The organism is Aquimarina sp. AU58, from assembly GCF_900312745.1.
Classification (GTDB): domain Bacteria; phylum Bacteroidota; class Bacteroidia; order Flavobacteriales; family Flavobacteriaceae; genus Aquimarina; species Aquimarina spinulae.
Genome location: NZ_OMPD01000008.1, coordinates 396,803 through 420,689, shown reverse-complemented (window position 1 = coordinate 420,689; position 23,887 = coordinate 396,803). Strand labels below are relative to the sequence as shown.

Annotated in this window: 22 protein-coding genes; 9 read left to right on the top strand and 13 right to left on the bottom strand. The window is 33.1% G+C overall.

Annotated features, from left to right (window positions below):
* Nucleotides 1–35 precede the first annotated feature (35 nt).
* The gene (locus DK441_RS06320; protein ID WP_024772068.1) at nucleotides 36–401 is read right to left on the bottom strand and encodes a group III truncated hemoglobin; all 366 of its coding nucleotides are present in this window, start codon (nucleotides 399–401) and stop codon (nucleotides 36–38) included.
* 204 nt (nucleotides 402–605) lie between these two features.
* Nucleotides 606–3,461 (bottom strand): aminomethyl-transferring glycine dehydrogenase, encoded by a 2,856-nt coding sequence (gene gcvP / locus DK441_RS06315; protein ID WP_109097957.1) that lies wholly within the window; start codon nucleotides 3,459–3,461, stop codon nucleotides 606–608.
* A gap of 137 nt (nucleotides 3,462–3,598) precedes the next feature.
* Here gcvP and DK441_RS06310 point away from each other — a divergent pair, with 137 nt between their 5' ends.
* The gene (locus DK441_RS06310) at nucleotides 3,599–4,429 is read left to right on the top strand and encodes a hypothetical protein (protein WP_109097956.1); all 831 of its coding nucleotides are present in this window, start codon (nucleotides 3,599–3,601) and stop codon (nucleotides 4,427–4,429) included.
* Here DK441_RS06310 and DK441_RS06305 read toward each other — a convergent pair.
* The 8 genes from DK441_RS06305 to DK441_RS06270 all read right to left on the bottom strand — a co-directional run bounded on the left by DK441_RS06305 (nucleotide 4,422) and on the right by DK441_RS06270 (nucleotide 8,986).
* Nucleotides 4,422–4,679, bottom strand: a complete 258-nt coding sequence (locus DK441_RS06305) for a hypothetical protein (RefSeq protein WP_109097955.1) — start codon at nucleotides 4,677–4,679, stop codon at nucleotides 4,422–4,424. The genes DK441_RS06310 and DK441_RS06305 overlap by 8 nt on opposite strands.
* Before the next feature lie 55 nt (nucleotides 4,680–4,734).
* On the bottom strand, nucleotides 4,735–4,983 hold the full coding sequence (locus tag DK441_RS06300; RefSeq protein WP_074409123.1) for a hypothetical protein: 249 nt from the start codon (nucleotides 4,981–4,983) through the stop codon (nucleotides 4,735–4,737).
* A 5-nt stretch (nucleotides 4,984–4,988) separates the two neighbouring features.
* Nucleotides 4,989–5,543: a sigma-70 family RNA polymerase sigma factor gene (locus DK441_RS06295; protein ID WP_025666410.1), complete on the bottom strand. Its 555-nt coding sequence runs from the start codon at nucleotides 5,541–5,543 to the stop codon at nucleotides 4,989–4,991.
* A 99-nt stretch (nucleotides 5,544–5,642) separates the two neighbouring features.
* On the bottom strand, nucleotides 5,643–6,128 hold the full coding sequence (locus DK441_RS06290; RefSeq protein WP_109097954.1) for an SRPBCC family protein: 486 nt from the start codon (nucleotides 6,126–6,128) through the stop codon (nucleotides 5,643–5,645).
* Between the two features lie 6 nt (nucleotides 6,129–6,134).
* Nucleotides 6,135–7,043 carry a TIGR01777 family oxidoreductase gene (locus DK441_RS06285; RefSeq protein ID WP_109097953.1) on the bottom strand — a complete coding sequence of 303 codons (909 nt, stop codon included), beginning with the start codon at nucleotides 7,041–7,043 and terminating at the stop codon, nucleotides 6,135–6,137.
* 13 nt (nucleotides 7,044–7,056) lie between these two features.
* Nucleotides 7,057–7,938: a cyclopropane-fatty-acyl-phospholipid synthase family protein gene (locus DK441_RS06280; protein WP_200822829.1), complete on the bottom strand. Its 882-nt coding sequence runs from the start codon at nucleotides 7,936–7,938 to the stop codon at nucleotides 7,057–7,059.
* Between the two features lie 12 nt (nucleotides 7,939–7,950).
* A complete protein-coding gene (locus DK441_RS06275) occupies nucleotides 7,951–8,394 on the bottom strand; it encodes a hypothetical protein (protein WP_109097951.1) in 444 nt (147 codons plus the stop codon).
* Between the two features lie 88 nt (nucleotides 8,395–8,482).
* On the bottom strand, nucleotides 8,483–8,986 hold the full coding sequence (locus DK441_RS06270) for a GbsR/MarR family transcriptional regulator (protein WP_074409029.1): 504 nt from the start codon (nucleotides 8,984–8,986) through the stop codon (nucleotides 8,483–8,485).
* A 616-nt stretch (nucleotides 8,987–9,602) separates the two neighbouring features.
* On the opposite strand from DK441_RS06270, the gene DK441_RS06265 reads away from it, so the two are divergent.
* Nucleotides 9,603–11,987, top strand: a complete 2,385-nt coding sequence (locus DK441_RS06265) for a M20/M25/M40 family metallo-hydrolase (RefSeq protein ID WP_109097950.1) — start codon at nucleotides 9,603–9,605, stop codon at nucleotides 11,985–11,987.
* Nucleotides 11,988–13,108: 1,121 nt separating this feature from the next.
* Here the strand turns inward: DK441_RS06265 and DK441_RS06250 are convergent.
* From DK441_RS06250 to DK441_RS06240, 3 genes are all read right to left on the bottom strand, one after another.
* Nucleotides 13,109–15,130: a M3 family metallopeptidase gene (locus DK441_RS06250; RefSeq protein ID WP_109097948.1), complete on the bottom strand. Its 2,022-nt coding sequence runs from the start codon at nucleotides 15,128–15,130 to the stop codon at nucleotides 13,109–13,111.
* Between the two features lie 579 nt (nucleotides 15,131–15,709).
* Entirely contained in the window at nucleotides 15,710–16,195 is a 486-nt protein-coding gene (purE, locus tag DK441_RS06245) for a 5-(carboxyamino)imidazole ribonucleotide mutase (protein ID WP_109097947.1), read from the bottom strand.
* Nucleotides 16,196–16,287: 92 nt separating this feature from the next.
* On the bottom strand, nucleotides 16,288–17,442 hold the full coding sequence (locus tag DK441_RS06240; RefSeq protein WP_074409122.1) for a 5-(carboxyamino)imidazole ribonucleotide synthase: 1,155 nt from the start codon (nucleotides 17,440–17,442) through the stop codon (nucleotides 16,288–16,290).
* 291 nt (nucleotides 17,443–17,733) lie between these two features.
* On the opposite strand from DK441_RS06240, the gene DK441_RS06235 reads away from it, so the two are divergent.
* From DK441_RS06235 to DK441_RS06205, 7 genes are all read left to right on the top strand, one after another.
* On the top strand, nucleotides 17,734–18,840 hold the full coding sequence (locus tag DK441_RS06235; RefSeq protein WP_109097946.1) for an adenylate kinase: 1,107 nt from the start codon (nucleotides 17,734–17,736) through the stop codon (nucleotides 18,838–18,840).
* An 86-nt stretch (nucleotides 18,841–18,926) separates the two neighbouring features.
* The gene (gene obgE / locus DK441_RS06230; protein ID WP_109097945.1) at nucleotides 18,927–19,925 is read left to right on the top strand and encodes a GTPase ObgE; all 999 of its coding nucleotides are present in this window, start codon (nucleotides 18,927–18,929) and stop codon (nucleotides 19,923–19,925) included.
* Nucleotides 19,926–20,350: 425 nt separating this feature from the next.
* Nucleotides 20,351–21,733, top strand: coding sequence for a hypothetical protein (locus DK441_RS06225; RefSeq protein ID WP_109097944.1), 1,383 nt, complete (start codon nucleotides 20,351–20,353; stop codon nucleotides 21,731–21,733).
* A 58-nt stretch (nucleotides 21,734–21,791) separates the two neighbouring features.
* Complete coding sequence (locus DK441_RS06220; protein WP_109097943.1) at nucleotides 21,792–22,145, top strand: hypothetical protein; 354 nt, start codon at nucleotides 21,792–21,794, stop codon at nucleotides 22,143–22,145.
* A gap of 121 nt (nucleotides 22,146–22,266) precedes the next feature.
* A complete protein-coding gene (locus DK441_RS06215) occupies nucleotides 22,267–22,611 on the top strand; it encodes a hypothetical protein (RefSeq protein WP_109097942.1) in 345 nt (114 codons plus the stop codon).
* Nucleotides 22,612–22,621: 10 nt separating this feature from the next.
* Nucleotides 22,622–23,143 carry a hypothetical protein gene (locus tag DK441_RS06210; protein ID WP_109097941.1) on the top strand — a complete coding sequence of 174 codons (522 nt, stop codon included), beginning with the start codon at nucleotides 22,622–22,624 and terminating at the stop codon, nucleotides 23,141–23,143.
* Between the two features lies 1 nt (nucleotide 23,144).
* Complete coding sequence (locus tag DK441_RS06205) at nucleotides 23,145–23,786, top strand: hypothetical protein (protein ID WP_109097940.1); 642 nt, start codon at nucleotides 23,145–23,147, stop codon at nucleotides 23,784–23,786.
* Nucleotides 23,787–23,887: the final 101 nt, after the last annotated feature.

The window sequence follows — 23,887 nt, the reverse complement described above, 5'->3', positions numbered from 1 at the left end:
GTTTTAATGCATAACCCGGGTTTAGAACCAATAGGCTATTCTATTTTTAATTGCATAACCGTTACAATGGATAAGGCTCTTGTTTTGATAAGGTGCGCTTTTTCTCCTTTAAAATTGCGATCCACTGTTTTGTGAAACAGTGATAGCCAAGTATCGAAATGGATTTTTTCTAACTTTTTTTTACTGCTTAAATTTTTATGAATCTGCATCACATTCTTTTTGTAATTTCCTGTTCTAAATAATTGCTGTTCCCAAAAATCTGTAATTTCCGGAATATGTTCTTCGAGATTAATCTTTGCAATTTTGGTAAAAAAGATGCCAATTGCAGGGTCTGCAAAAGCGTCTTTATAAAAGGCATTCATTAAGAATTCTATGTCTTGCCTTGAAGTGATATCTTTCATCTGTTCTTTTTTATTATTTTTTAGTTGTCAGATGGAATTCACCATTGAACATTTCGGTTGGGATCAACTTTAATTGTTATGGTTCATTTCATAGGTATACTGTGCAGTTTTAAAAATTATACTTATTTTCTAATCATAGTATGGTTAACGAAAAAGAGGCAACCATAAAGTCACCTCTTCATCATTTATGGGATAATAGATTTTTTAAGCTTCTGTTTCCATATACTCTTCAATAGGAGCACATGTACAAATTAAGTTCCTGTCTCCATATGCATCATCTACACGACGAACAGATGGCCAAAACTTATTATCGGCTACATATGATAATGGATATGCTGCTTGCTCTCTCGAATACGGGAAATCCCACGAGTCTGCTGTAAGCATAGCCATAGTATGTGGCGCGTTTTTCATTACGTTATTTGGATTATCAGCGGTAGCTTCTGCTATTTCCTTACGTATCGCAATCAGGGCATCACAAAAACGATCTAATTCTGATTTACTTTCGCTTTCGGTAGGTTCGATCATAATAGTTCCTGCTACCGGGAAAGAAACTGTTGGAGCATGAAATCCATAATCCATAAGTCGTTTTGCAATATCGGTAACCTCTATACCATTTGTTTTAAATGGTCGACAGTCTAGAATCATTTCATGAGCAGCTCTTCCTTTTTCTCCTACATACAATACATTGTAATGCCCATCTAAGCGTTCTTTGATATAATTAGCATTCAAAATAGCATATTGGGTAGCTTCTTTTAAACCATTTACTCCAAGCATGGTAATATATCCATAAGAAATCAAACATGCCAGAGCAGATCCCCAAGGAGCTGCAGAAATTGCTGTTATTGCCTGATCTCCTCCTGTAGTGATTATTGGATTACCCGGTAAAAATGGAACCAGCTGCTTCGCAACACAAATTGGTCCAACGCCAGGCCCACCACCACCGTGAGGTATAGCAAAGGTCTTGTGTAAGTTAAGGTGGCATACATCTGCGCCTATTGCACCCGGATTGGTTAAACCAACCTGTGCATTCATATTGGCACCATCCATATATACTTGTCCGCCATTATCATGAATAATTTGAGTGATTTCTCTAATCCCAGACTCATATACACCATGTGTAGACGGATACGTAACCATTAAAGCGGCAAGGTTATCTTTATATTTTAGTGCTTTTTCTCTTAGGTCATCTATATCAATATTACCTTCTTCTGTGGCTTTGGTAACAATTACTTTCATTCCTGCCATTACTGCAGAGGCGGGATTTGTGCCATGAGCAGATGAAGGGATCAAACAAATATTACGATGATGATCTCCATTTGACTCATGATATGCTCTAATTACCATTAATCCGGCAAATTCTCCCTGTGCACCAGAATTTGGTTGTAAAGAGGTAGCTGCAAATCCTGTGATTTCTGTAAGCTGTTCTTCGAGTTTTTTTAGAACTTCTTGATATCCCTGAGCTTGATGTACTGGAACAAAAGGATGAATGTTCCCCCATTGTGGATCACTAAGAGGTAACATTTCTGCCGCTGCATTAAGTTTCATTGTACAGGATCCCAACGGAATCATAGAATGATTTAATGACAGATCTTTTCGTTCTAATTTTTTTATATAACGCATCAATTCTGTCTCAGAATGGTAAGAATTGAATACTTCATTTGTTAAAAACTCGGTATTACGTTTTAGATTTTTATCTATGGTATTCGAATTATCAATTTCCTGAATAGGAGTATATTCTTTTCCTTCAACTTTTGCAAAAATTGATAGGATCGTATTTAGATCTTCAATTGTTGTTGCTTCATTTAAAGAAATTGAAACTGTTTCTGAATCCGGATAGAAGAAATTTACTTCATGAGCTTCTGCGATTTCTTTTATTTTGGTTGCATCACCTTGTATTCGAATGGTATCAAAATAAGCTGTGTTAAGTTGATTGAAACCTAGTTTTTCTAATTTTGTACTTAATGTTACTGCCGATGTGTTAACTTTTGAGGCAATATAACTTAAGCCTTCTGGACCATGATATACACTGTACATTCCGGCCATAACAGCCAATAGTACTTGTGCTGTACAGATATTAGAAGTTGCTTTATCTCGTTTAATATGTTGTTCACGCGTTTGTAATGCCATTCGTAAGGCACGACCTCCATTTAAATCTTGAGTAACTCCTATAATTCTACCAGGAATAGTCCTTTTATATGCTTCTCTTGTAGCAAAAAATCCAGCATGTGGCCCACCATATCCAAGAGGGATTCCAAAACGTTGTGTAGTTCCTACGACAACATCTACATCAAAGCTTCCCGGGGATTTTAATGATACTAAGCTTAATATATCTGCAGCTACGGCAACTTTGATTTCTGCCTGGTGAGCTTTTTCTACAAAATCTGCATAATCATATACCTGACCCGATTTACCCGGGTATTGCAAAATAGCACCATAAAATTCGGTCGAAAAATCAAATTGCTGATGATCTCCTACTACTAATTGGATATCAAGAGGAATTGCTCTTGTTTGTAGTAAAGAAAGTGTTTGCGGTAATATTTCTTCGGAAACAAAAAACTTGTTTACATTATTTTTTTTCTGATCTCTGGATCGTACAGCAAATAACATAGTCATTGCTTCTGCAGCAGCTGTACTCTCATCTAATAAAGAGGCGTTAGCTAATTCCATACCTGTAAGATCACAGATCATGGTTTGAAAATTTAGTAATGCTTCTAATCGACCTTGTGCAATTTCTGCTTGATAAGGCGTGTATGCGGTATACCATCCTGGGTTTTCAAGAATGTTACGTTGTATAACTGCGGGTAAACTAGCTTCGTGATATCCTAAACCGATGTAGGTTTTGAATACTTTATTTTTTGCAGAAAGCTTTTGTATATGTGCAGAATATTCTTGTTCACTTAAGGCAAAATCTAGATTTAACGATTTTTTTAAAAGAATATCATCAGGAACAGTTTCATGTATTAATTGTTCTAAAGAATCTGCTTTAATTGTGTTTAACATCTCGCCAAGATCTTTTGTTGAAGGACCTATATGACGTAGTTTAAAGGAATCGGTTTTCATAACGAAAAAAAACAGTTGAAATTGAGATTTCAAAAATACATATTTAATTGCTAAAACTTTCACAATTAATTAACCTAGACCTATCAAGTTTTTAACCAAATTCGGGTTTTGTTAACACATAACCCCTAATAAGTAACGTGAAAACCTTAAAAAGCATATTCAGATTCTATATTAACGGTAGTATTCATGTTGCTTTAGCTATATGTGCTTTGGTGCAAATTACTTTTATTAAATATGGAATATCTGGTCAATTTATCTATATCCTTTTTTCTTTTTTAGGTGCTATTACGGCATATAATTTTGTAAAATATTCTAAAGTCTCAAAACTTTACCACAAAAGATTGACCAAATCGATGAAAGGGATTCGTGTTTTAACCATTTTGAGTTGCGTGTCTTTTATCTATCTTTCGTTTAGAGTGTCGATTAATACGTGGATCTATATGGCACCGTTTATAGCACTTACTGTTTTGTATGTTGTTCCTGTTTTTCCTAACAAAAAGAACCTAAGGAGCCTTGCAGGGGTAAAAATCTTTATTATCGGAATGGTTTGGGCTGGTATGACTGTATTGGTCCCATTAGTATATGTTAAAGGAAATCTGAATTTAAATTTTTTAATAGAAATGATTCAACGGTTTTTATTTATTGTGGTTATGATGTTACCTTTCGAAGTGAGAGACTTGCAGTATGATGATGTAGCTTTAGAAACGATTCCGCAAAAAATAGGAGTGACAAGAACCAAGCTTTTTGGTAGTATTTTATTGGTTATTTTTTTATTATTAACTGCTGTAAAAAATGAGTTGTTATCTTCGATAGAAATTTTGAGTACTATATTGATAACTACAATAAGTTTATTCTTTTTATGGGGAACAGATAAGAAACAATCAGAATATTATTGTTCTTTTTGGGTAGAGAGTATTCCTATAATGTGGTTAATAATCCTTGTTATTCTTGAGTCTTTATTTAGTTAATCCTCTTTGTTATTTCTTTTTTCATTGCTTCTTTATCTGAAGCGCTGATTGACTGTGTTGTAGATTTATTAATGGTTTTTGTAAGTTTTGTGTTTCTTTTGGAATACGCTCGTGTTACTTTACAATACACCAGGCGAATATTAAGTTTTATTATTTCGAGAAAAGAAGCTTCACCATATTGATTTTTATCGCAAATATGTTTTGCTTCTTCACAGGATACAAATACTTTATTCTTATTCGTAGTTTTCATTATGCTATTTGGGTAATTCTTTTATTCGAGGGCATTATACTATAACTATTTAAGGTTACATTCTTTGCTTTAACCGTTCTTTCATTGCTTCTTTATCAGAACGGTTAATACTAATCACTTTTGGGCTTTTTACCAATTTGGTTAACTTCATGTTTTTTGCAGTGTACTTTCTGCATGCTCTACAATATATTAAATGTATGTTCAGCTTTACTTTTTCCCAAAAAGAAGCTTCTTTATACTGATTTTTGTCGCAGAAGTGATTTGCTTCTGAACAACTTACTATTATTCCCTTTTTATTACTCATTTTTCCTAAAACCAATTTTTTTCCAGGCATTCGGCCATGGCTGTACGTGCTCTATGGATGATCACCCATAAGTTAGACGCAGTGATATCAAATTCATTACAAATAGCTTCAGTATCGAAACCTTGTATTGTTTTTAATTTAAAAATAACAGCTTGTTTTTGAGGCAATTTTCCCATACAATCATGTATGGCTAGACCTAACTCTTCGTTTTCGATCTCACCTTCTGCATTGCCATCAAAAGGATCTGCTACACGTTCTTCTAACCAATCGCCTTCAGTTTCAGAATCAGAGGTATAGTTCATTCTTACCTCTGCTTTACCTTTGTTACTATTAATTTTACGATAGTGATCGATGATTTTTCTTTTCAGAATAGAAATAAGCCAGGTACGTTCACTAGCTTCGCCTTTAAAATTTTTCATGGATTTAAGTCCGGCAAAGAATGTTTCCTGTACTAAATCTTGAGCAATTTCTTTATCATCAACTCTTACAATGGTATAGTTGAATAGGTAATCACTGTACTTATCCACCCACATATTTGGGTCTATGGTATTTGTTGACATTATATTTCCTGTTGTTATATTCACCAAAAATAGGATAAAAAGTTGAATCTTATAGGCGCTTTAACGAATCAGTATTTTGTGTCTATTAATATTGAATCCTTACAAATAGTTATTATGATGCGATTTTACTACATTTTTAGATTCTAAATACAGTTTTATAGATTGATTGCGAGCAGAAAGAAATTGAGTAAGATGTTTTTTTAGGGCTAGATTATCAAATAATTTACCTAAAATACCGTAGGGTGTTTCGTATTCGAGTATATCGATCATTTCTGTTCCAAATGCTGTTTTGTAAAAAATGTGTTGATGCTTAAAAAACTTAAAACATCCTTTAACCATTTCATCGGTAAAATTATTCGGGGATTCATACTTGGTAATTATACTTTTGTGAATGAGATAAATTCCAAAATGTAGCCCTCTCCAGGTAACCGTTTCTCCTAATTCGATTAATCCCGAAGTTTTTCCTGCTATAGCTTTTTCTTTAGTCTTGTTTGCCGATACCATATGAAAGTCAATACTCCTAGCTAAATCAAATACTTCTTTAACCGGAGTTTTTATTTGAGTTGTTAGTCGTATAATTGTCATAATTTTCTAAATAAGTGAAATTAATGCTGGTTTAAGTTCGGGATATAAGAACTGAAATCCATTATTCATAAGTTTTGAAGGAATTACATTTCTACTCTTGAGTACAAGTTCAGCTTCTGTGTTAATAATTCTTGCTCCAAGTTGAAGTGTATGTTTTGAAATAGGAACTCCGAAGGGGATTTTCATAACTTTTCTAAGTGTTTTCATAAAGGCTGAATTGGTTACTGGTTTAGGTGAAACAATATTTATCACACCTTCAATGCTAGGGTTTTTAATAATAAATTCGATACTTCTTGCAAAGTCTATTTCGTGTATCCAGCTTAATTTTTGATTCCCATAGCCTTGTTTTCCTCCTAATCCAATTTTGGCTAAATTAAGAATTGATGGTAAAGCTCCTCCCTTTTCTCCTAAGACAATAGAGGTTCTTAATGCAATTTTTCTGGTTTTAGGAGTTTGTTGGTTGAAAAATGTTTTTTCCCATGATGTAGCAACATCAACAGAAAAACCAGTTCCTATTTCTCCATCAATTTCATCCATTTCTTTATCTAAAGAATGTCGATAGATAGTTGCTGTTGATGAATTTAACCAGATTTTGGGAGGGTTTTTGCATTTACGTATACCTTCTCCCAAAATAGAGGTTGAAGTCACTCTTGAATTTAAAATAAGATCTTTATTCTTTTGGGTATATCTACAATCTACCGATTTGCCAGCTAAATTGATTACTATTTCTGCATTCTCTAGTTCATATATCCAATCTCCAGAGGTTTTTGCATTCCAATGAATAAATTGAACATTATTTTCTGTTCTACTTTTTCCACGAGTTAGAATTGTAATAGTTTCTGCTTTCGTTTTAAAATACGCTACGAGTACTTTTCCAAGAAAACCTGTCCCTGCTGCTATGACTATTTTTTTCATATGTTTTCTAATTTCATTTTTCTGCGGTGATTAAATAATATCCAAAACTTTTGGTATGTAAACCAGAAAGCAGTGCAAATAGTGATCCTTTTAAGTTTTTCCAACTTTGTGGTTTTAGAGTTTCTTTTCTACATAGTTTTTTAAACATAAATCCTGTAATTGCAAATGGAACATGAAGAACAGAAGGTGCAACTCTAAATGATACATCCTCGATATTTACATTCCTAAAACCTATATGTTTTAATGTCTGTTCTATTTTTTTAATACTTCCCAAACCTTCTAGACTCCATCCTTTGCAAAGTTGTTCGTAGCAATAATTACTACCGATACATAATTGCTCTTTATTTATTTTTAAGAATGCATCGGCTATTACTAATTTAGAGCCTGGCTTTAGTATTCTATATGCTTCTTGTAAAGCCTCTTTACTATGCCCAGAATGACAAAAACTTTCTATAGCATAAGCCCCATCTACACTATTGGTTTTGAAAGATGTATGGCAATAGTTTTCTTCTAAAATTAGTCCATTCTTATGTTGCAATCTTTTATTTCCTTCTCTTACCTGAAAAGAAGAAAGTGTTACGCCAATGATGTGCAGTAGAGGATACTTTCTTAATCCATATTGTATAGTGCCACCAATGCCGCACCCAAGGTCTGCTACAAGTGAATTTTGTTTAGGAACTTGTAAACGATCAAAAACCTGCTGATTCATTTCGTTAAGCATTGAATCTCTTTTTAGAATACTGGTTTTAAAAGGAGTATAGTATCCAAAATGCATATTGAAATCGGTACTCCAGAACTCATAATCTTCTGTTGCTTCATCGTAAAACCTGATTATTTTTTCTTTTGTAGTAGATTTTTTAAGCCTTAGTTTGTGTAATATGGTAAGTGTACTCATAATGATATAGTTTTAGTAGAGGTTAAAAAAACCAATACAATTATAGATTAACAATAAAGTATAAACAGTGGCAAAAAGGACAAATAGGCAATTCATAACATAGCTACCTATTTTGAATATCTTTTTCTTTGGAATTTCATACATAGGATAATATGCAATTTGGGTCGCAACTTTACCAACCCAGTACGCTGCAATTAGTCCAGTTAATGCAATTGCCAATTCAGATTTTTCCTTAAGGTGAGAGGTAAGTAGGATTGCTATTAATCCAAAAGAAAAATTGAGACCTTGGATATATCTTCCGTACGTTTTTGCAATTTCTTGATTGAGTGGCTTTAGCTGCTTTACATCGGTATACCAATCAAATACTTTATGTCTTATATAAGGATATATTACTGCAGTGAATATTTGACCGATGCCTGCTGTAATAATCAACCAGTTTGGAATATTGAATTTCATGTTTTATTAATTTTAAAGTTTCAGAAAAAATTGAAACTATAATTGAAAATAAAAAGGAGAACGCCTCCTTTTTGTTTACTGTGCTCTTTTATTTAATTAATTTCACCAATGCTTTTGTGATCCAGTTATGATCCTGACCAATAACTCTATTCATTAAAACATCTAATGTATCAGCCATTTCATGTAGTGCTTTAGTTTGTTTTATTAATTCTTTGGTTTTTGCGGTTCCATCTTCATCGATGTTCGAAACATCTTTTAAGATTTTAATAGTCGGTTGTAACTCTCTTCTACTTCTTTCTTTGGCGATTTGTCTTGCCAGTTCTTGTACATCCTTCTCTGAAGTGAAATATTCTTTTCGTTCTCCCATTTTATTCTCTTTAAAAACAATACCCCAATCCATCAATTGACGTAAATTCATACTGGTGTTGCCTCTAGAGATTTGTAATTGTTCCATAATATCTTCCATAGAAAGAGGTTCTGGAGATATTAATAATAAAGCATGGATCTGTGCCATTGCTTTATTGATGCCCCATAAGGTTCCTAAAGATCCCCAGGTAGAAATAAACTTATTTTTTGCTTCATCATAATTCATATTGCAAATATATAAAAAATTTTAAACTTTCAAAAAATACTGAAACATTGAAAATGGTATAGCCCAAGTCAATAGTATTTTGATGCGATGTATTGGCTATAGTATGGCCAAAGGGTGTACTAAATTGTGTTTTAGGACATCTTTTCATTGATTTAGGACATGCTTATATTGGCTAGGTAGGACTTTTTTGATAGTTTAGTTTACTTAAACACACAAAATCAACTTATGAAACTTAATAACCTACTTTGGAGCATTTGCTATGTGACTTGGGATTCCTCCCGATCTTTGCAATCGATCTATAACATCACTTCACAAAAAGAACTTATTACTATCAAGAGGTAGACTATAGATTTTAGGTATCACTTTAATCTTTGGTGGTACGTATATATGGTCTGGTAGAAATAGATTTATTTTTACTATTGATGAGTGAATGATATCATATTTTATAGATGATAATTTTTAAAAAGCATTCACTTATTACCTTATTTATAACGGATAGATTATTACGGATTTACCTTGATTATTCTATGATTAAACGTCTTTTGTTCGACTTTGATATTATGTACTTTAGCTACTACACAAACACAAATTATAAACTCAACAAACTAAACTAACGATGAGAAAACTAAATCTATTTTTTTTAGCGGTATCGCTAAGCGTATTAACGTCATGTATTTATGCGCAGGAACGATCAAAAATGTTTCATGCAACGATGGATACTCAGGATGCATTGAAACTAAAAAAGAATCATCCAAATGATGTAAGAATTATTAAATCGGTTAACGAATATAGTGCCGTAATGCTGAATGAACATTCGGCAGAAGAACTACATCACACAGGATTAAGGCATGGGCCAGGATATTTTTATGAAACTTCAGAAAAAGCTGCTATAGAAGCAATAGTGAAAGCTAATTCAATTCAAAAATCAAAAAATCAATCCTTAACAAAAGCAGCAGTTGCTTTCGAGATTACTCAAGATCAATTGGTAAATCAAAGTTTAGGGTTGGTAAATAACACTAATATTGATAGACAAATTAAAGAGCTTGAAAATTATGGTACCCGCTATCACACTAAAGCTAGTGCAAAAAGAGCTTCTACAGATTTAAAAGCAAAATGGGAGGGACTTGCCGGTAATCGTAGTGATGTATCGGTTAGACTTGTAAATCATTCTGGCTCTCAAATGCCGTCTGTTATTATGACGATTACCGGTACAGAAAAACCAAATGAATATGTGGTTTTAGGAGGACATTTGGATTCAACATCACCGAGTAATCAAAATAATGCTCCGGGAGCAGATGATAATGCTTCTGGTATTGCAACGATAACTGAAGTTGCCAGAGTATTGTTTAGTATGAATTACAAGCCAAAAAGAACAGTAGAGTTTATGGCATTTGCTGCAGAAGAAATAGGTCTGGTAGGGTCTAAAGAAATAGCAAGAGATTATAAGAATCGTAATGTAAATATAGTGAGTTATGTACAGTTGGATATGACTAATTACAAAGGGTCTACAAATGATATTTTTATTACAACTGATTCATATAATAGTACTTCTTTGAATAATTTTTTAACTAGATTAATGGATCATTATAATGCTTCGGGAACACATAAAATTACATATGGTACTTCTGCTTGTAACTATGGATGTTCTGATCACCATAGTTTTGCACAACAAGGATATGAAACAGCATTTCCTATTGAAGCTAAATTCAGAGAAAGTAACCCGAAGATTCATACTTCTGGAGATACATCATCTAACTTTCCTACTGCGAATGCAACACATGCTGCCAAATTTGCCAAATTAGCTTTAGAATATCTTATAGAAGTTTCTAACGCTGGGGGTGTAGTAAACCCTCCAACTGGATATTGTGCTTCTAATGGGAAAAAACCAGCTGATGAATATATTGGTAAAGTAGCTTTAGGAACTATTAATAAAACCTCTGCTGCAGGAAGTGGAGGGTATAGCGATTTTACAGCAGAAACTACTAATCTTTCTAAAGGAACATCACATACCATTACGGTTACACCAAAATGGCCAGGAAGTACTTATAATGAAGGATATGCTGTATGGATTGATTATAACCAGGATAAGGATTTTGCTGATTCTGGTGAATTAGTTTGGAGCAAAGCAGCTTCAAAAACAACACCAGTGAGTGGTAGCTTTACTGTACCCGCTAGTGCAAAAAATGGAAGTACAAGAATGAGAGTTTCTATGAAATATAATGCGATTCCTACTGCTTGTGAGTCCTTTGAATATGGAGAAGTAGAAGACTATACTGTTGTTATCGGAGGATCTGGTGGGGGAGATACTCAGGCGCCTTCTGCTCCTGCAGGATTATCCTCATCAAATGTAGCACAAACTACTTTAACACTATCATGGACATCTTCTACAGATAACGTTGGCGTGACCAGATATGATGTGTATAAAGGAAATACGGTTGAAACTTCTGTTTCTGGAACCACGACTAACATCACGGGGTTAACAGCTAGTACCGCCTATACATTTAGTGTAAAAGCAAAAGATGCTGCAGGTAATGTATCTGCTGCAAGTAATGTGATAAATGTAACTACTACAGGAGGAAGCAGTGATCCTTGTGCTGGTGTTGCACCGTATAACTCTTCTACAAATTACCAACCTGGAGATCGAGTAACGTATCAAGGTAATCTTTATGAAAGAACTAATAATAATGGTTGGACGCATATCGGACCTTGTGGAGCACCGTTCGCAAGAAGCTCTACTGTTGATGTATTAGCAGATGATAGCATGTCTTTTGATTTTTATCCTAATCCAGTAACAGAAGATCATATAGAGATTACTGTTAATAATGAATTATGGAAATCAGGAAGTGTATTGGTTGTAGATGTAAAAGGAAATATTGTACGAGAGATTAGGCTTAAAAATAAAGTTACTCAAGTCAATACTTCTAAATTTTCTACTGGAGTATACTTTTTGACACTTTTTAATGGATCAAAAAGTGCTACAAAACAGATGATTATAAAATAATTATAATATATCATATAAACCCATCTTAACTTCTTCTTTATTCTCTACCAACAAAAAAGTTAAGATGGGTTTATTGATAACTATCCCGGTATGATTTGCGCACTTAATTAGTGATAAAATCAGACATATTACGGTATTTAGAGCTTTGTTAAGGAGAATCTTTTTCTTATGAAATTTTGTTTCACTTATTTTGAGATAGAACAAAAAAACTGCAAATACACAAAAAATAATAGAAATTACTCAAACAATATTCCAACCCCAATACAACTGTTAGAGCTCTAAATAGGGTATCCAAATTCGTCATAATTCAGGGAGAAGTATATTCTTCTTAAAAACAAAAAAAGCAGATACATTAGTAAAATGTGTCTGCTTTTTTATTGTTAAAATACCTCTATTGTTTGCCCAAGAGATCAGAAATTCTGTAAAGCATAGATATCTCACACTTATGGGCTCTTAAAAGAACAAATGATCTATAACATTAATAAAGGACAATCAAAGAGGTATTAACAAAATTGTTTAAAGGCACATATTTCAGTTTTATACAAAGAAAAATAACAGCATGACATATTATTAGGGCAATCAGAATCAGAATTACATTCTGTATACCTACCACCGTTAATACTTTTTTGCTGAGTTTTACTTAAGACCTTTCCTAAATTTAAAATTGTTTTTTTCATTTTTTACAATAATTTAATTAATATGAATTTGGTATAACACTATTTAATTCTAAAAATCCACAGCTATTCTTGAGCTTTAATTTTAATGCGCCTTAGTTCAAAAAAAAGAATAATATTTTCATCCTTATACCCTGAAAACAGGGTTTTGGGATTTCCAATATGTAAAATGGATTTAAGAGACTTTATTATTACTCAATCACGTAAGTATAAAGGCTTATATAGTATTGTGTTCATATTTATGAAAAGGAAATATTGTACAAGAGATCAGGCATAAAAGTAAAGCTGTCTAAATCGATATTTCAAAGTTTTCTGGCAGAGTGTACTTTTTGGTAGATCAAAAAAAATACAAAGAAGACGATTATAAAGTGATAATGAAGGATATTATTAGATTTACCAAATGGGTCTGTTGCAGTTTTTAGCTTCAATAGACCCATTTGGTATTTTTTATTTAATTAATCCTGCTCGTTTTAATAACGCTTCAGGTTTAGGTTCTTGTCCTCTAAAACGTTTATAAAGAGTCATAGGGTTTTCTGTACCTCCTTTAGATAACACATGATCTTTAAATTTGGTAGCGATTTCACGATTAAAAATTCCATTTTCTTTAAAATACTCAAAAGCATCAGCATCTAATACTTCTGCCCATTTATAAGAATAATACCCCGCAGAATACCCTCCTTGAAAAATATGTGAAAAAGCTGTACTCATACAGTTTTCCTCTACATTTGGATACAAAGAAGTTGCCGAAAAAGTAGTTTTTTCATGCGCTTTTACGTCTTTTATATCACTAGGATCTTGTGCATGCCATGACATGTCGAGTAGTCCAAAACTCAATTGACGCAGTGTAGCCATACCTTCCATAAAGGTTGCAGATTCTTTAATCTTTTCAACCAATTCCATTGGGATTATTTCACCTGTTTCATAGTGTTTTGCAAAAAGCTCTAAAGCTTCTTTTTCATAACACCAATTTTCCATAACCTGGCTAGGTAATTCTACAAAATCCCAGTATACACTAGTTCCCGACAAACCCGGATAGGTAGTATTGGCCAGCATACCATGTAATGCATGACCAAATTCATGAAATAGTGTTGTTACTTCATTAAACGTTAATAAAGATGGTTTACTAGGTGTAGGTTTGGTGAAGTTGCAAACAATAGAGACATGAGGTCTTATGTTTTTATCATTCTTCCTCATTTGTGATTTATACGATGTCATCCATGCTCCATTGCGTTTCCCTGGTCTGGGATGAAAATCGGCATAAAACAATGAAACAAAATTACCTTCAGTATCAGTAACATGATACGTTTTTACTTCTTCATGGTATTTGTCTACATCATTAACTTCTTTAAACTGAAGACCAAATAATTTATGGGCTACAGTAAAAACCCCTTCAATTACATTTTCTAGCTTGAAATAAGGTTTCAGTTTTTCATCATCAAGGTCAAAAAGCTTTTGTTTTAGTTTTTCAGAATAGTAAGCTCCGTCCCATTTTTGTAAGTGATCAATCCCATCTAATTCCTTGGCATAAGAAGCTAATTGTTTAAATTCTCTTTCTGCTGCGGGTTTTGCCTTCTCTAAAATTTCATTTAGAAAAGAAAATACAGTATCGGGAGTTTCTGCCATTCGTTCTTCTAGGATATAATTGGCATGAGAGGAATATCCTAAAAGAAGAGCACGTTGATGTCTAAGATTTGCAATTTTTAAAACAATTTCCTGGTTGTCAAGATCATTGTTGTGAAATCCTTTAGACCCAAAAGCAAGAGCTAGTTTTTTGCGCAACTCTCGATTATCGGCATAAGTAATAAAAGGAATATAGCTTGGGTAGTCCAGGGTGATTAACCATCCTTTTTTATCTTTTGCTTCTGCCATAGATTTGGCTGCTTCCTTAGCTCCTTCTGGTAAACCAGCTACATCAGATTCGTTGGTAAGCAACATCTCAAATTTATTAGTCTCGGCCAAGACATTTTCGCCAAACTTTAGGCTTAGTGTAGAAAGCTCTTTATCAATCTCTCTTAGTTTTTCTTTTTTTTCATCAGGAAGATTAGCTCCATTTCTCGAGAACGATTTATATCTTTTTTCAAGAAGTCTGGATTGTTCTGGATTAAGATCTAATGATTCTTTTTGTGTATACACTACTTCGATTCTCTTAAATAAATCGAGATTAAGTGCTATGTCATTACTAAATTCTGAAAGTAAAGGAGAGGCTTCTTGTGCTATTTTTTGAATTTCCTCATTAGTCTCAGCACTATTTAAATTAAAAAAGACACTGGTAACTCTATCTAACAACTCTCCGCAATATTCTAATGCCTCTATAGTATTAGAAAATGAAGGTGGCTCGGAATTAGAGACTATGGTATCAACTTGTTTTTTGGCAATAGAAATGCCGTTTTTTATAGCCGGTAAAAAATGATCTGACTTTATTTCTGAAAATGGTGCAGCATCAAATGGTTTTAATAGTGGATTGTTCATTGTGTATTAATGATTTCTTCTTGTTTTTTATATTATATGTTCTTACATCGGAAAAAATAGCCTTTTATCGAAAAATGAGTCCAGGTTATAGGCGTTTTTCATTAAACTAAATTTTATACCAATAGATTTGATTAGGTTTATTAGTATGGTCTGGTATTTAGAATAAAAGATTATTTTTATTTGGGGTATGAATATAAATAATTGTTCTAATGCAAAGACCAAATATATCGAAAGAGCTGCATTTTGCAGCTCTTTTGTCTTCTATTTTTCACTAAAAAATGGGTTTTTGAGTAAAAAAACTGTTTTACTGTCTGTTTTTTCGATCAGAAAAATGTTAATTAAATCTTAATTATTGTTTTTTATCGATGAAATTGGTATTTCATCGAAAACTATGAATATTTTAGCATTACTTTTATTGTGTAATTAAAGTAAGGTTTTACCTTTGTCGTAGGTTTTAAGAGTAATGGTCTTACGATGAATTTTTTGTGTAATATATTTAAGTTGGTTAATAAATATTGTTATATTCTTTTGTAAGGCCTGATATTCAAAAGAGTCACTGAAAAGTGACTCTTTTTTTTGTTATTTTTTTATCTGCTTAGCACCTTCGATTACTTTTTGCTTTAATCCTTCTTTATAAACTAAGATTTTATCTAAAACACATGTATCACTTGCACCTATAATTTGTGCTGCCAAAATACCAGCATTGAGTGCGCCATCTAAAGCTACAGTAGCTACAGGAACTCCACCAGGCATTTGTAAAATAGATAAAACAGAATCCCATCCATCGATAGAATTACGTGATTTAACAGGAACGCCAATCACGGGTAGGGGAGATAATGAAGCCACCATCCCAGGAAGATGAGCAGCGCCACCAGCACCAGCTACAATAACTTGTATGCCTCTGGTATGGGCATTTTTGGCATAATCAAATAATTTTTCTGGGGTACGATGTGCCGAAACAATATCTACTTCGACTTCGATATCAAAACCTTGTAATACTTCGATAGCTTTTTCCATTACAGGCATATCACTAGTACTACCCATTATTATTCCCACCTTGCTCATTATATTTTTTGTTATTGTTAGTATTTGTTTGTCAAAAAATTAGTAATCATAATAGAGTATGAAGGTATATAAAATAAGTTTCTACATCTCTATTAACTAATTACTTGTATTGTGTTTTTTACTTTTTCAGCTATTTTTCGAGCTTCATCTATGTTTTCATGAACGATAGTAACATGCCCCATTTTTCTATAAGGACGTGTTTGTTTTTTACCATAAATATGGGGAGTAACCCCCTTCATTTTCATGATTTCTTCTATGTTTTTATAAATAACATCTCCAGTGTATCCTTCTTGACCTACCAGATTGACCATAATACCACCTACTTTACTTTCTGTAGCTCCCAAAGGTAAATCTAGGATAGCTCTTATGTGTTGTTCGAATTGATTAGTATAACTGGCTTCGATGCTATAATGTCCACTATTATGTGGTCTTGGCGCAACTTCATTTACAAGAATCTCATCCTCTTGTGTTTGAAACATTTCTACAGCCAGTACTCCTACATGCTCAAAAGCTTTAGACACTTTCTCGGCAATTTTTACTGCTTTTTGTGCAATTTTAGAATCAATTCTGGCTGGGCAAATCACATATTCTACCTGGTTGGCCTCTGGATGAAACTCCATCTCTACCACAGGATAGGTTTTGATTTCTCCACTAGGATTGCGAACAACAATTACAGCTAATTCATTTTTGAAATCAACTAAATGTTCTGCAATGCATTCTGTATCAGGAAGTTTTGCTAAATCTGCTCCGGATCTAACAATCGAAACACCTTTGCCATCATATCCTCCCTGCGTACTTTTCCAGACAAATGGAAGTTTGATTCTATTATTGGTAATTCCTTCAGTAAGGTGAGCCTTATTAGAAAATCGGGTAAACTCAGCAGTAGGAATTTTGTTTTCCTCGTAAAAAAGCTTTTGTTTCCCTTTATTTTGTATTTTTTCCAGAGTTTTTGAACTTGGATAGACTTTCTTACCTTCTTTCTCTAGCTGAACTAAAGCTTCTAGATTTACAGTTTCGATTTCAAAAGTGAGTACATCTACCTTTTTTCCAAAATTATAAACAGTCTCATAATCCATCAAATTACCTTGTTGAAAATGATCGCATGCAATTTTGCAAGGAGCATCTTGACTTGGATCGAGGACATATGTTTGGATGTCATATTTTCGGGTGTCATAAAGCATCATCTTACCTAGCTGACCTCCTCCTAGTATTCCTAACTTAAAGTTTGACGAGAAAAAATTTGTCATTTTCGGGGTTTCAAATTTATCATAAAATGCAAAAATAATTTTTTCGGAAGGAATAACCACAATAATGTAAGGTAAATGCAATAAGTTAACCATAAGAAAGCCTATTTGGTTGGTATGTGTTTTTATTAGATGATGATTAAACCTATACTAATCTGTATTTGTATAACAACGATTTAGACCCGCCTTTGGTTGTAAGAAGGTTGATGTCGTAATTCTTAGTTATGCTCATTACTAATCACTATCTTTGCGGCTTTAAATTAAAAAATCAAACCAGAACAAGTATAAAATAAGATGGTAAAACTGCACGATTTACAGTTTGTTCCTTTCATTAGTGAGGAAGAAATAGAGACTGCAATAGATAAGGTGTCTGCTGGATTAAATCAAGATTTGGTAGATAAAAACCCTTTATTTATAGGAGTATTAAATGGTGCGTTTATGTTTGCTTCAGAGGTTTTGAAACGGTTTGATTATGATTGCGAAATTAGCTTTGTGAAATTAGCTTCTTATGAAGGGACCGAAACCACACACGAGGTTAAAGAGTTAGTAGGACTAGGTGAAGAGGTTTCGGGAAGAACAGTGGTGATCTTAGAAGATATTGTAGATACGGGTAATACGATCGAAGTGCTAACAGAAATGTTAGTAGAAAAAGGGTGTTTAACATACAAAATTGCTACTCTATTTTATAAACCCGAAGCATATACTAAAAAAATTAATATAAATTATATTGGGATAGAAATCCCAAACCGATTTATTGTAGGATACGGACTTGATTATAACGGATTAGGGCGTAATCTTACAGAAGTTTATCAATTAAAACCAAACAACATGACAAATTTGGTGTTATTCGGACCTCCAGGAGCAGGAAAAGGAACACAAGCAGAAGTTTTAAAACAAAAATATAATCTGATACATATCTCTACAGGAGATGTGTTTAGATACAACATAAAAAATGAAACAGAGTTAGGTACTTTGGCAAAATCATATATCGATAAAGGCCAATTGGTACCTGATGAGGTTACAATTAATATGCTGAATGCCGAAGTTGATAAAAACCCAGAAGCTAAAGGCTTTATTTTTGATGGGTTTCCAAGAACTGAAGCTCAGGCAGATTCACTGGCTAAATTGCTAGAATCAAAAGGAGCAATGGTTAGTGCAATGGTAGCTCTAGAGGTAGATGATGAAGTATTAGTACAACGATTACTCGAAAGAGGAAAAACATCAGGGCGACCCGATGATGCAGATGAAAAAGTGATACGTAATCGTATTAAAGTATATTATGACGAAACAGCCATCTTAAAGAATTACTACCAAAAACAAGATAAATATTTTGGAGTAGATGGAGTAGGAGGTATTGATGAAATTACAGAGAGGTTAAGTAGTGTAATAGACAAACTTTAGTTTGTGAAAGCTGAACCTAATTCAGTATAGTAAAAGTAAAATTGAAATATCTCTGATTTTTATTAGGGTGATATAGGAAACGAATTATGACAGAAGGGAATTTTGTAGATTATGTAAAATTACATATAACTTCCGGGAACGGGGGGAAAGGATCTGCACATTTACATCGTGAGAAATACATTACCAAAGGAGGACCCGATGGCGGTGATGGAGGCCGTGGTGGTCATGTTATTATTCGTGCAAACCCTAACATGTGGACACTACATCACCTTAAATTTAAACGTCACCTAAGAGCTGGTCATGGTGGGCACGGAAGTAAAAGCAGAAGTACAGGAGCAGATGGAGAAGATGTTTATGTAGATGTACCTCTGGGAACCGTAATTCGGGATACCGAAACACAAGATATTATTAAAGAAATTACAGAAGTAGGACAAGAATATGTTGCTGCCGAAGGTGGTATGGGTGGTAGAGGTAACTGGCATTTTAAAAGCCCAACAAACCAAACTCCTCGCTATGCCCAGCCAGGTGTAGAAGGACAAGAATATGATGTTACTCTAGAGCTTAAAGTACTGGCAGATGTTGGGTTGGTAGGATTTCCTAATGCAGGAAAATCTACTTTGCTGTCGGTTATAACCGCTGCAAAACCGAAAATTGCAGATTATGAGTTTACTACACTTAAACCAAATCTGGGTATTGTAGAATATAGAGATTTTCAAACTTTTGTGATGGCTGATATTCCTGGTATTATAGAAGGAGCAGCAGAAGGTAAAGGTATAGGTCATCGTTTTTTACGTCATATCGAACGTAATTCTACCTTGTTGTTTTTGGTTCCGGCAGATGCCCCTGATATCAAAGAACAATATGAAATCCTCTTGGATGAACTACGGAGGTACAACCCTGATTTATTAGATAAAGAACGACTTATAGCAATATCAAAATCTGATATGCTGGATGATGAGTTAAAAAAAGAAATGAAGGTTGAGTTAGATCAGCAACTAAACGTTCCTTACTTGTTTATTTCTTCGGTAGCACAACAAGGGTTGCAAGAGTTAAAAGACAAACTTTGGCAAATGTTGAATGACTAAAAATTTGATTTCTTATTTTGTAATATAGTATTAGTGCTAATTCTATTTTAGCATTAAGATGATATATTAACTTTTTTAGCATGGTATCATATTTAGTGCACCGCTTATTTCTCTAATAAAAAGGTTCACAATTTTCTTCAATTTCTTTTTCTACAAAGTAGAAAACCAAACATTCCAGAGTTCTTTATTACATTGTTATGTGTAGTTCCTTCTCTTGAAATGTAATATTACCATTCAATAAAAGATCTTAATCATAGATCAAAAGCCAAAATTTCCCATCATAACCCTGGAAAGGTTCTTTGTTAATTTTCAAATATAAAATAATGCGTATCGAATATCACTAAAAGCAATGCGAATATGAAGTAAAGCTTTTTTTGTTTTGACCGATATCTATATTTGAACACTTAAAAAATTACTTTAATAATATGAATCAATTTAAGAGTATTCTCATTGTCATTTTAGTATTGTTTTCTGTAAAGGCAAGCGCCCAAAAAATTCCTGATGGACTCTATTTTGTGACTGGAAATAAAATAAACCAAATTAAAATCCTTAATCGAAGAGATGGAAGTATAAAAGCAACATTCGACACGTATCGAGGAATTTCAGAGATGGCTTTTTCATTGCTGAAAAATATACCAGGCAGTTATGAAAGTGTTGATACAAAAGAAAGTTACATTTTGACAAAAAAGAATAACCTTTTAACACTTCTAGTATTAGGAGATATGAATCTGGTCATAAAAAAAGAGGTTTTGGCAATTAGTAAAAAAGAACTAAAAGCCGCAAAAAAACAACTAGGTATTAAGTCCGAATTATCTAAGGAGTTAGGAAACCTGTGGGGAAAGAAAAAAAAGAAGGAGGAAGAAGAAGAAAAAGGACCTCCTGAATATTTTGTGAAGGATGCAACGTCAGATTTTCACAAAAAGAATGTTGGGAAAATAGTTTTCTTTTCTAAAGAGCCTACAGTTGGTAACGAAGATATTTCAACAATAAAAACAGATTTTAAAATTGGAGATGAAATTTGGGGAGTGGCTTACTTTCCTGCAAAAATGAAAGATAGCTATTATTTGAAACGGCTAAGTAATCGTTTTCAAGATAATTTTGGACGAAATCACTATTGGATAACTATAGGTATGGATAAAATGGAGAAAGATCTGTTGCCAAAAGAAAATGAAGTAGTAAATCAATGTACCGTGAAAAGGCTGAAAAAAACAGATTTAGAGAAAAATTATGCGATATTTCAAATAGTTCCTTCTTCTCTAGCTAATATGAAAATAGATAGAGATGGGGCTTCCTTTTTGCTGGGGAGAATGGGAGAACGCTTAGACCCTTATAAGCATAATTTAAGAATTTCACTTACCGATGGGAAAATGGATCAGGAGGATGAACTTTATTTTGGTACGATAACCTATGATACAACAGAGGGGACAGAAGATTTAATAATGATGGCTAAAGAAATTGAAGAAGGAGCTTTAAAAGCAAAAAGAGCACCTACTCCTGTAAAACATAATGCAGATTTGGAAGCAGAAATGATGCAACAAATTGAGTTATGGGCAAATACTAAAGACTGGCCAGGAGTGAAATTTCATAAAGTTATAATCACATTAGATTGGCAAATCTTAAAAGATGATTATGGAAATATTAAAGGAAATTATGTAGAAGGAGATGTGTTATATTCTGATGATGAAGGGTGTGGTTATAGAAATTTTGGGTTTTTAAAAACCTATTTAGGTAATGGGCAATATGATGAAAACATCAAGCAGCATACCATTGGTCATAGAGGAGAATTAAGTTGTGATAAAGTGAAATAGACAACAAAATACAGATACCAATTGTAGAAAAGGTTACTTAGCCAGTAAAAAAATAGTTATGAAAGAAGAGTTAGTAAAAGAAGGAATCCAAAAAGAAGAAAAAGTAGGATATCTTAAATCAAAAGTAAACTTGATGCAGGGAACACTTTATCTAACACCAGATAGACTCGTTTTAGATGCCCATAAGACAGGGGTAAGTGGGTTAGGGCTTTTGGGTAGTTTACTTAAAAAACAAGTTGAAAAGAAAAGTTTTGGATTTAATCTTGAGTTTAAAGACATACAGAAAATAACCCAGGGAAAACATGGTGTAACAAAAAATGTCCTGGAGGTTACAAGTAAACAGAATGAAACATATAGAATCATCGTGAAAAATTATGAAGAGTGGGAAAATGAATTGAATCAAAAATTGTAACCTTTTAATTTAAACAAAAGAAAATCTAACCCCTTCTCCTAAAAAGATTTGTTGGTATAAACCAAGAGATGATCAAGGTTGTATTTAAATAAAATGATTATAGAATTGTAGGAACCTAAATATGGCGAGAAAAATTGAAATAACCACAGAGAAAACACTTAACAAAGAAGTATTAAAAGATGATCTAAACACGATGTTTTCTTCTTTTGGATATGAGGTGTATCTAAGTTCCTTGATAGGAGCAGATGTTGTTATTAAGAAGAATAACTGGATAGGTGCTTCTGTTAAGTTGAAAACTAAATCTGATAAAAACTATATAGTAATAAGTGGATTTTCGCCGTCAACAATGGCAAGAATACTAGTCTCTGGTGTTCTTCCTATCTTAATATTATTACCAAAATGGTTACGATTTGAAAAAGAAATAGAAGGCATAATTAAAGAGGATCAAGCAATTTTTAATACATGAATAATAGCAGATGGTTTATAAATTAAATACAGAAGATGTAAATGCAGCAAAAGAAGAAATAAAAGAATTTGTTTCTGGATTAGCAGCTAAGTTAGATAATGATTTTGGAAATGAATATATAATTTCTTTAGGGAAAGACACCGAAATAGAAGATGATTGGAGTTATGATATAAAAATAAGAAAAGGGAATAAAATCGGTGCTTCTTTATCTCTAAACTGGAAGAAACAACATTTTAGGGACCTAAATATAGAGGTCTCAGAATCTACAAAGATTGGTAGTTTTTTAATGTATGGTATAGCTTTTCCTTTTATGTTTATAGGAGCTTATATGGGGGCTAATCATATAGCGCCATTAGATTTTTTGCCAGGTTATAAATTGGCAGGAGCTTTAGGAGGAATTATAGCTTTTATTCCGGGAATAATTTTGACAACTCTTATTAAGTCAATAATACTGAAAAAATATAAAGAGGAAAATGTAAGTCTTATGAAAAAAGTACTAAGCACGGCGGGTAATACATTTCAGAAAATTTAATATGAAAACAATTATAAAACTTTTTATCGGATTTATTATTTTTTTGGTACTAGGAGCAATCATTCTAGGTGTTATAGCAAATGAACAGGATGGAGCAAGACAGCATTTTAGATTGTTTAATACCAGTGAAGAGCAAAAGTCAGTTACTTTTGAGATGATTTATGACGATGGTACACCAAGTGATGTTTGGGCAATAAACGAAATAATTGATCCAGGAAATACGGTGCAAAAAATACTCCTTCCTGGTACTTATTTAGTAAAAACATGGGATCAAGAAGAGGTGCTAGAAAACGAATTCAAGTTTTCGTTTAGTCTGCCTAACCCAGAGGAATCAAACTATAATTATTACAGGTTTGATATAGCTATGGATAAAGATTTTAGAGTTGTAAATATGGCAGCAGCTTATGAAGGGAGCTCGCTGGCCAATACGATGTCTAAAGCAGTAGGAGCACATCAAGATGATATTTTGATAGTAGAGACTTACATGGGAAACAGGCCTTTTTTAATTCCAGAAAGTTATACAGATCGTACATTTATTGACGTGTATGAGGATATGCCTAATCGAATTAAATACGGAGAATTAATTTATAGATTAGAAATTGTAGATATCGATAGTAAAACAGCTAATGAAACAATAAAATAATTATGAGTGAAGAAGTAACCAAACTCATATTATATTGTTTTGGATGTTAAAAATATAGATGAGCACAGAAGTGTAAAAAAGAGGATTATACTTTGTGGTTT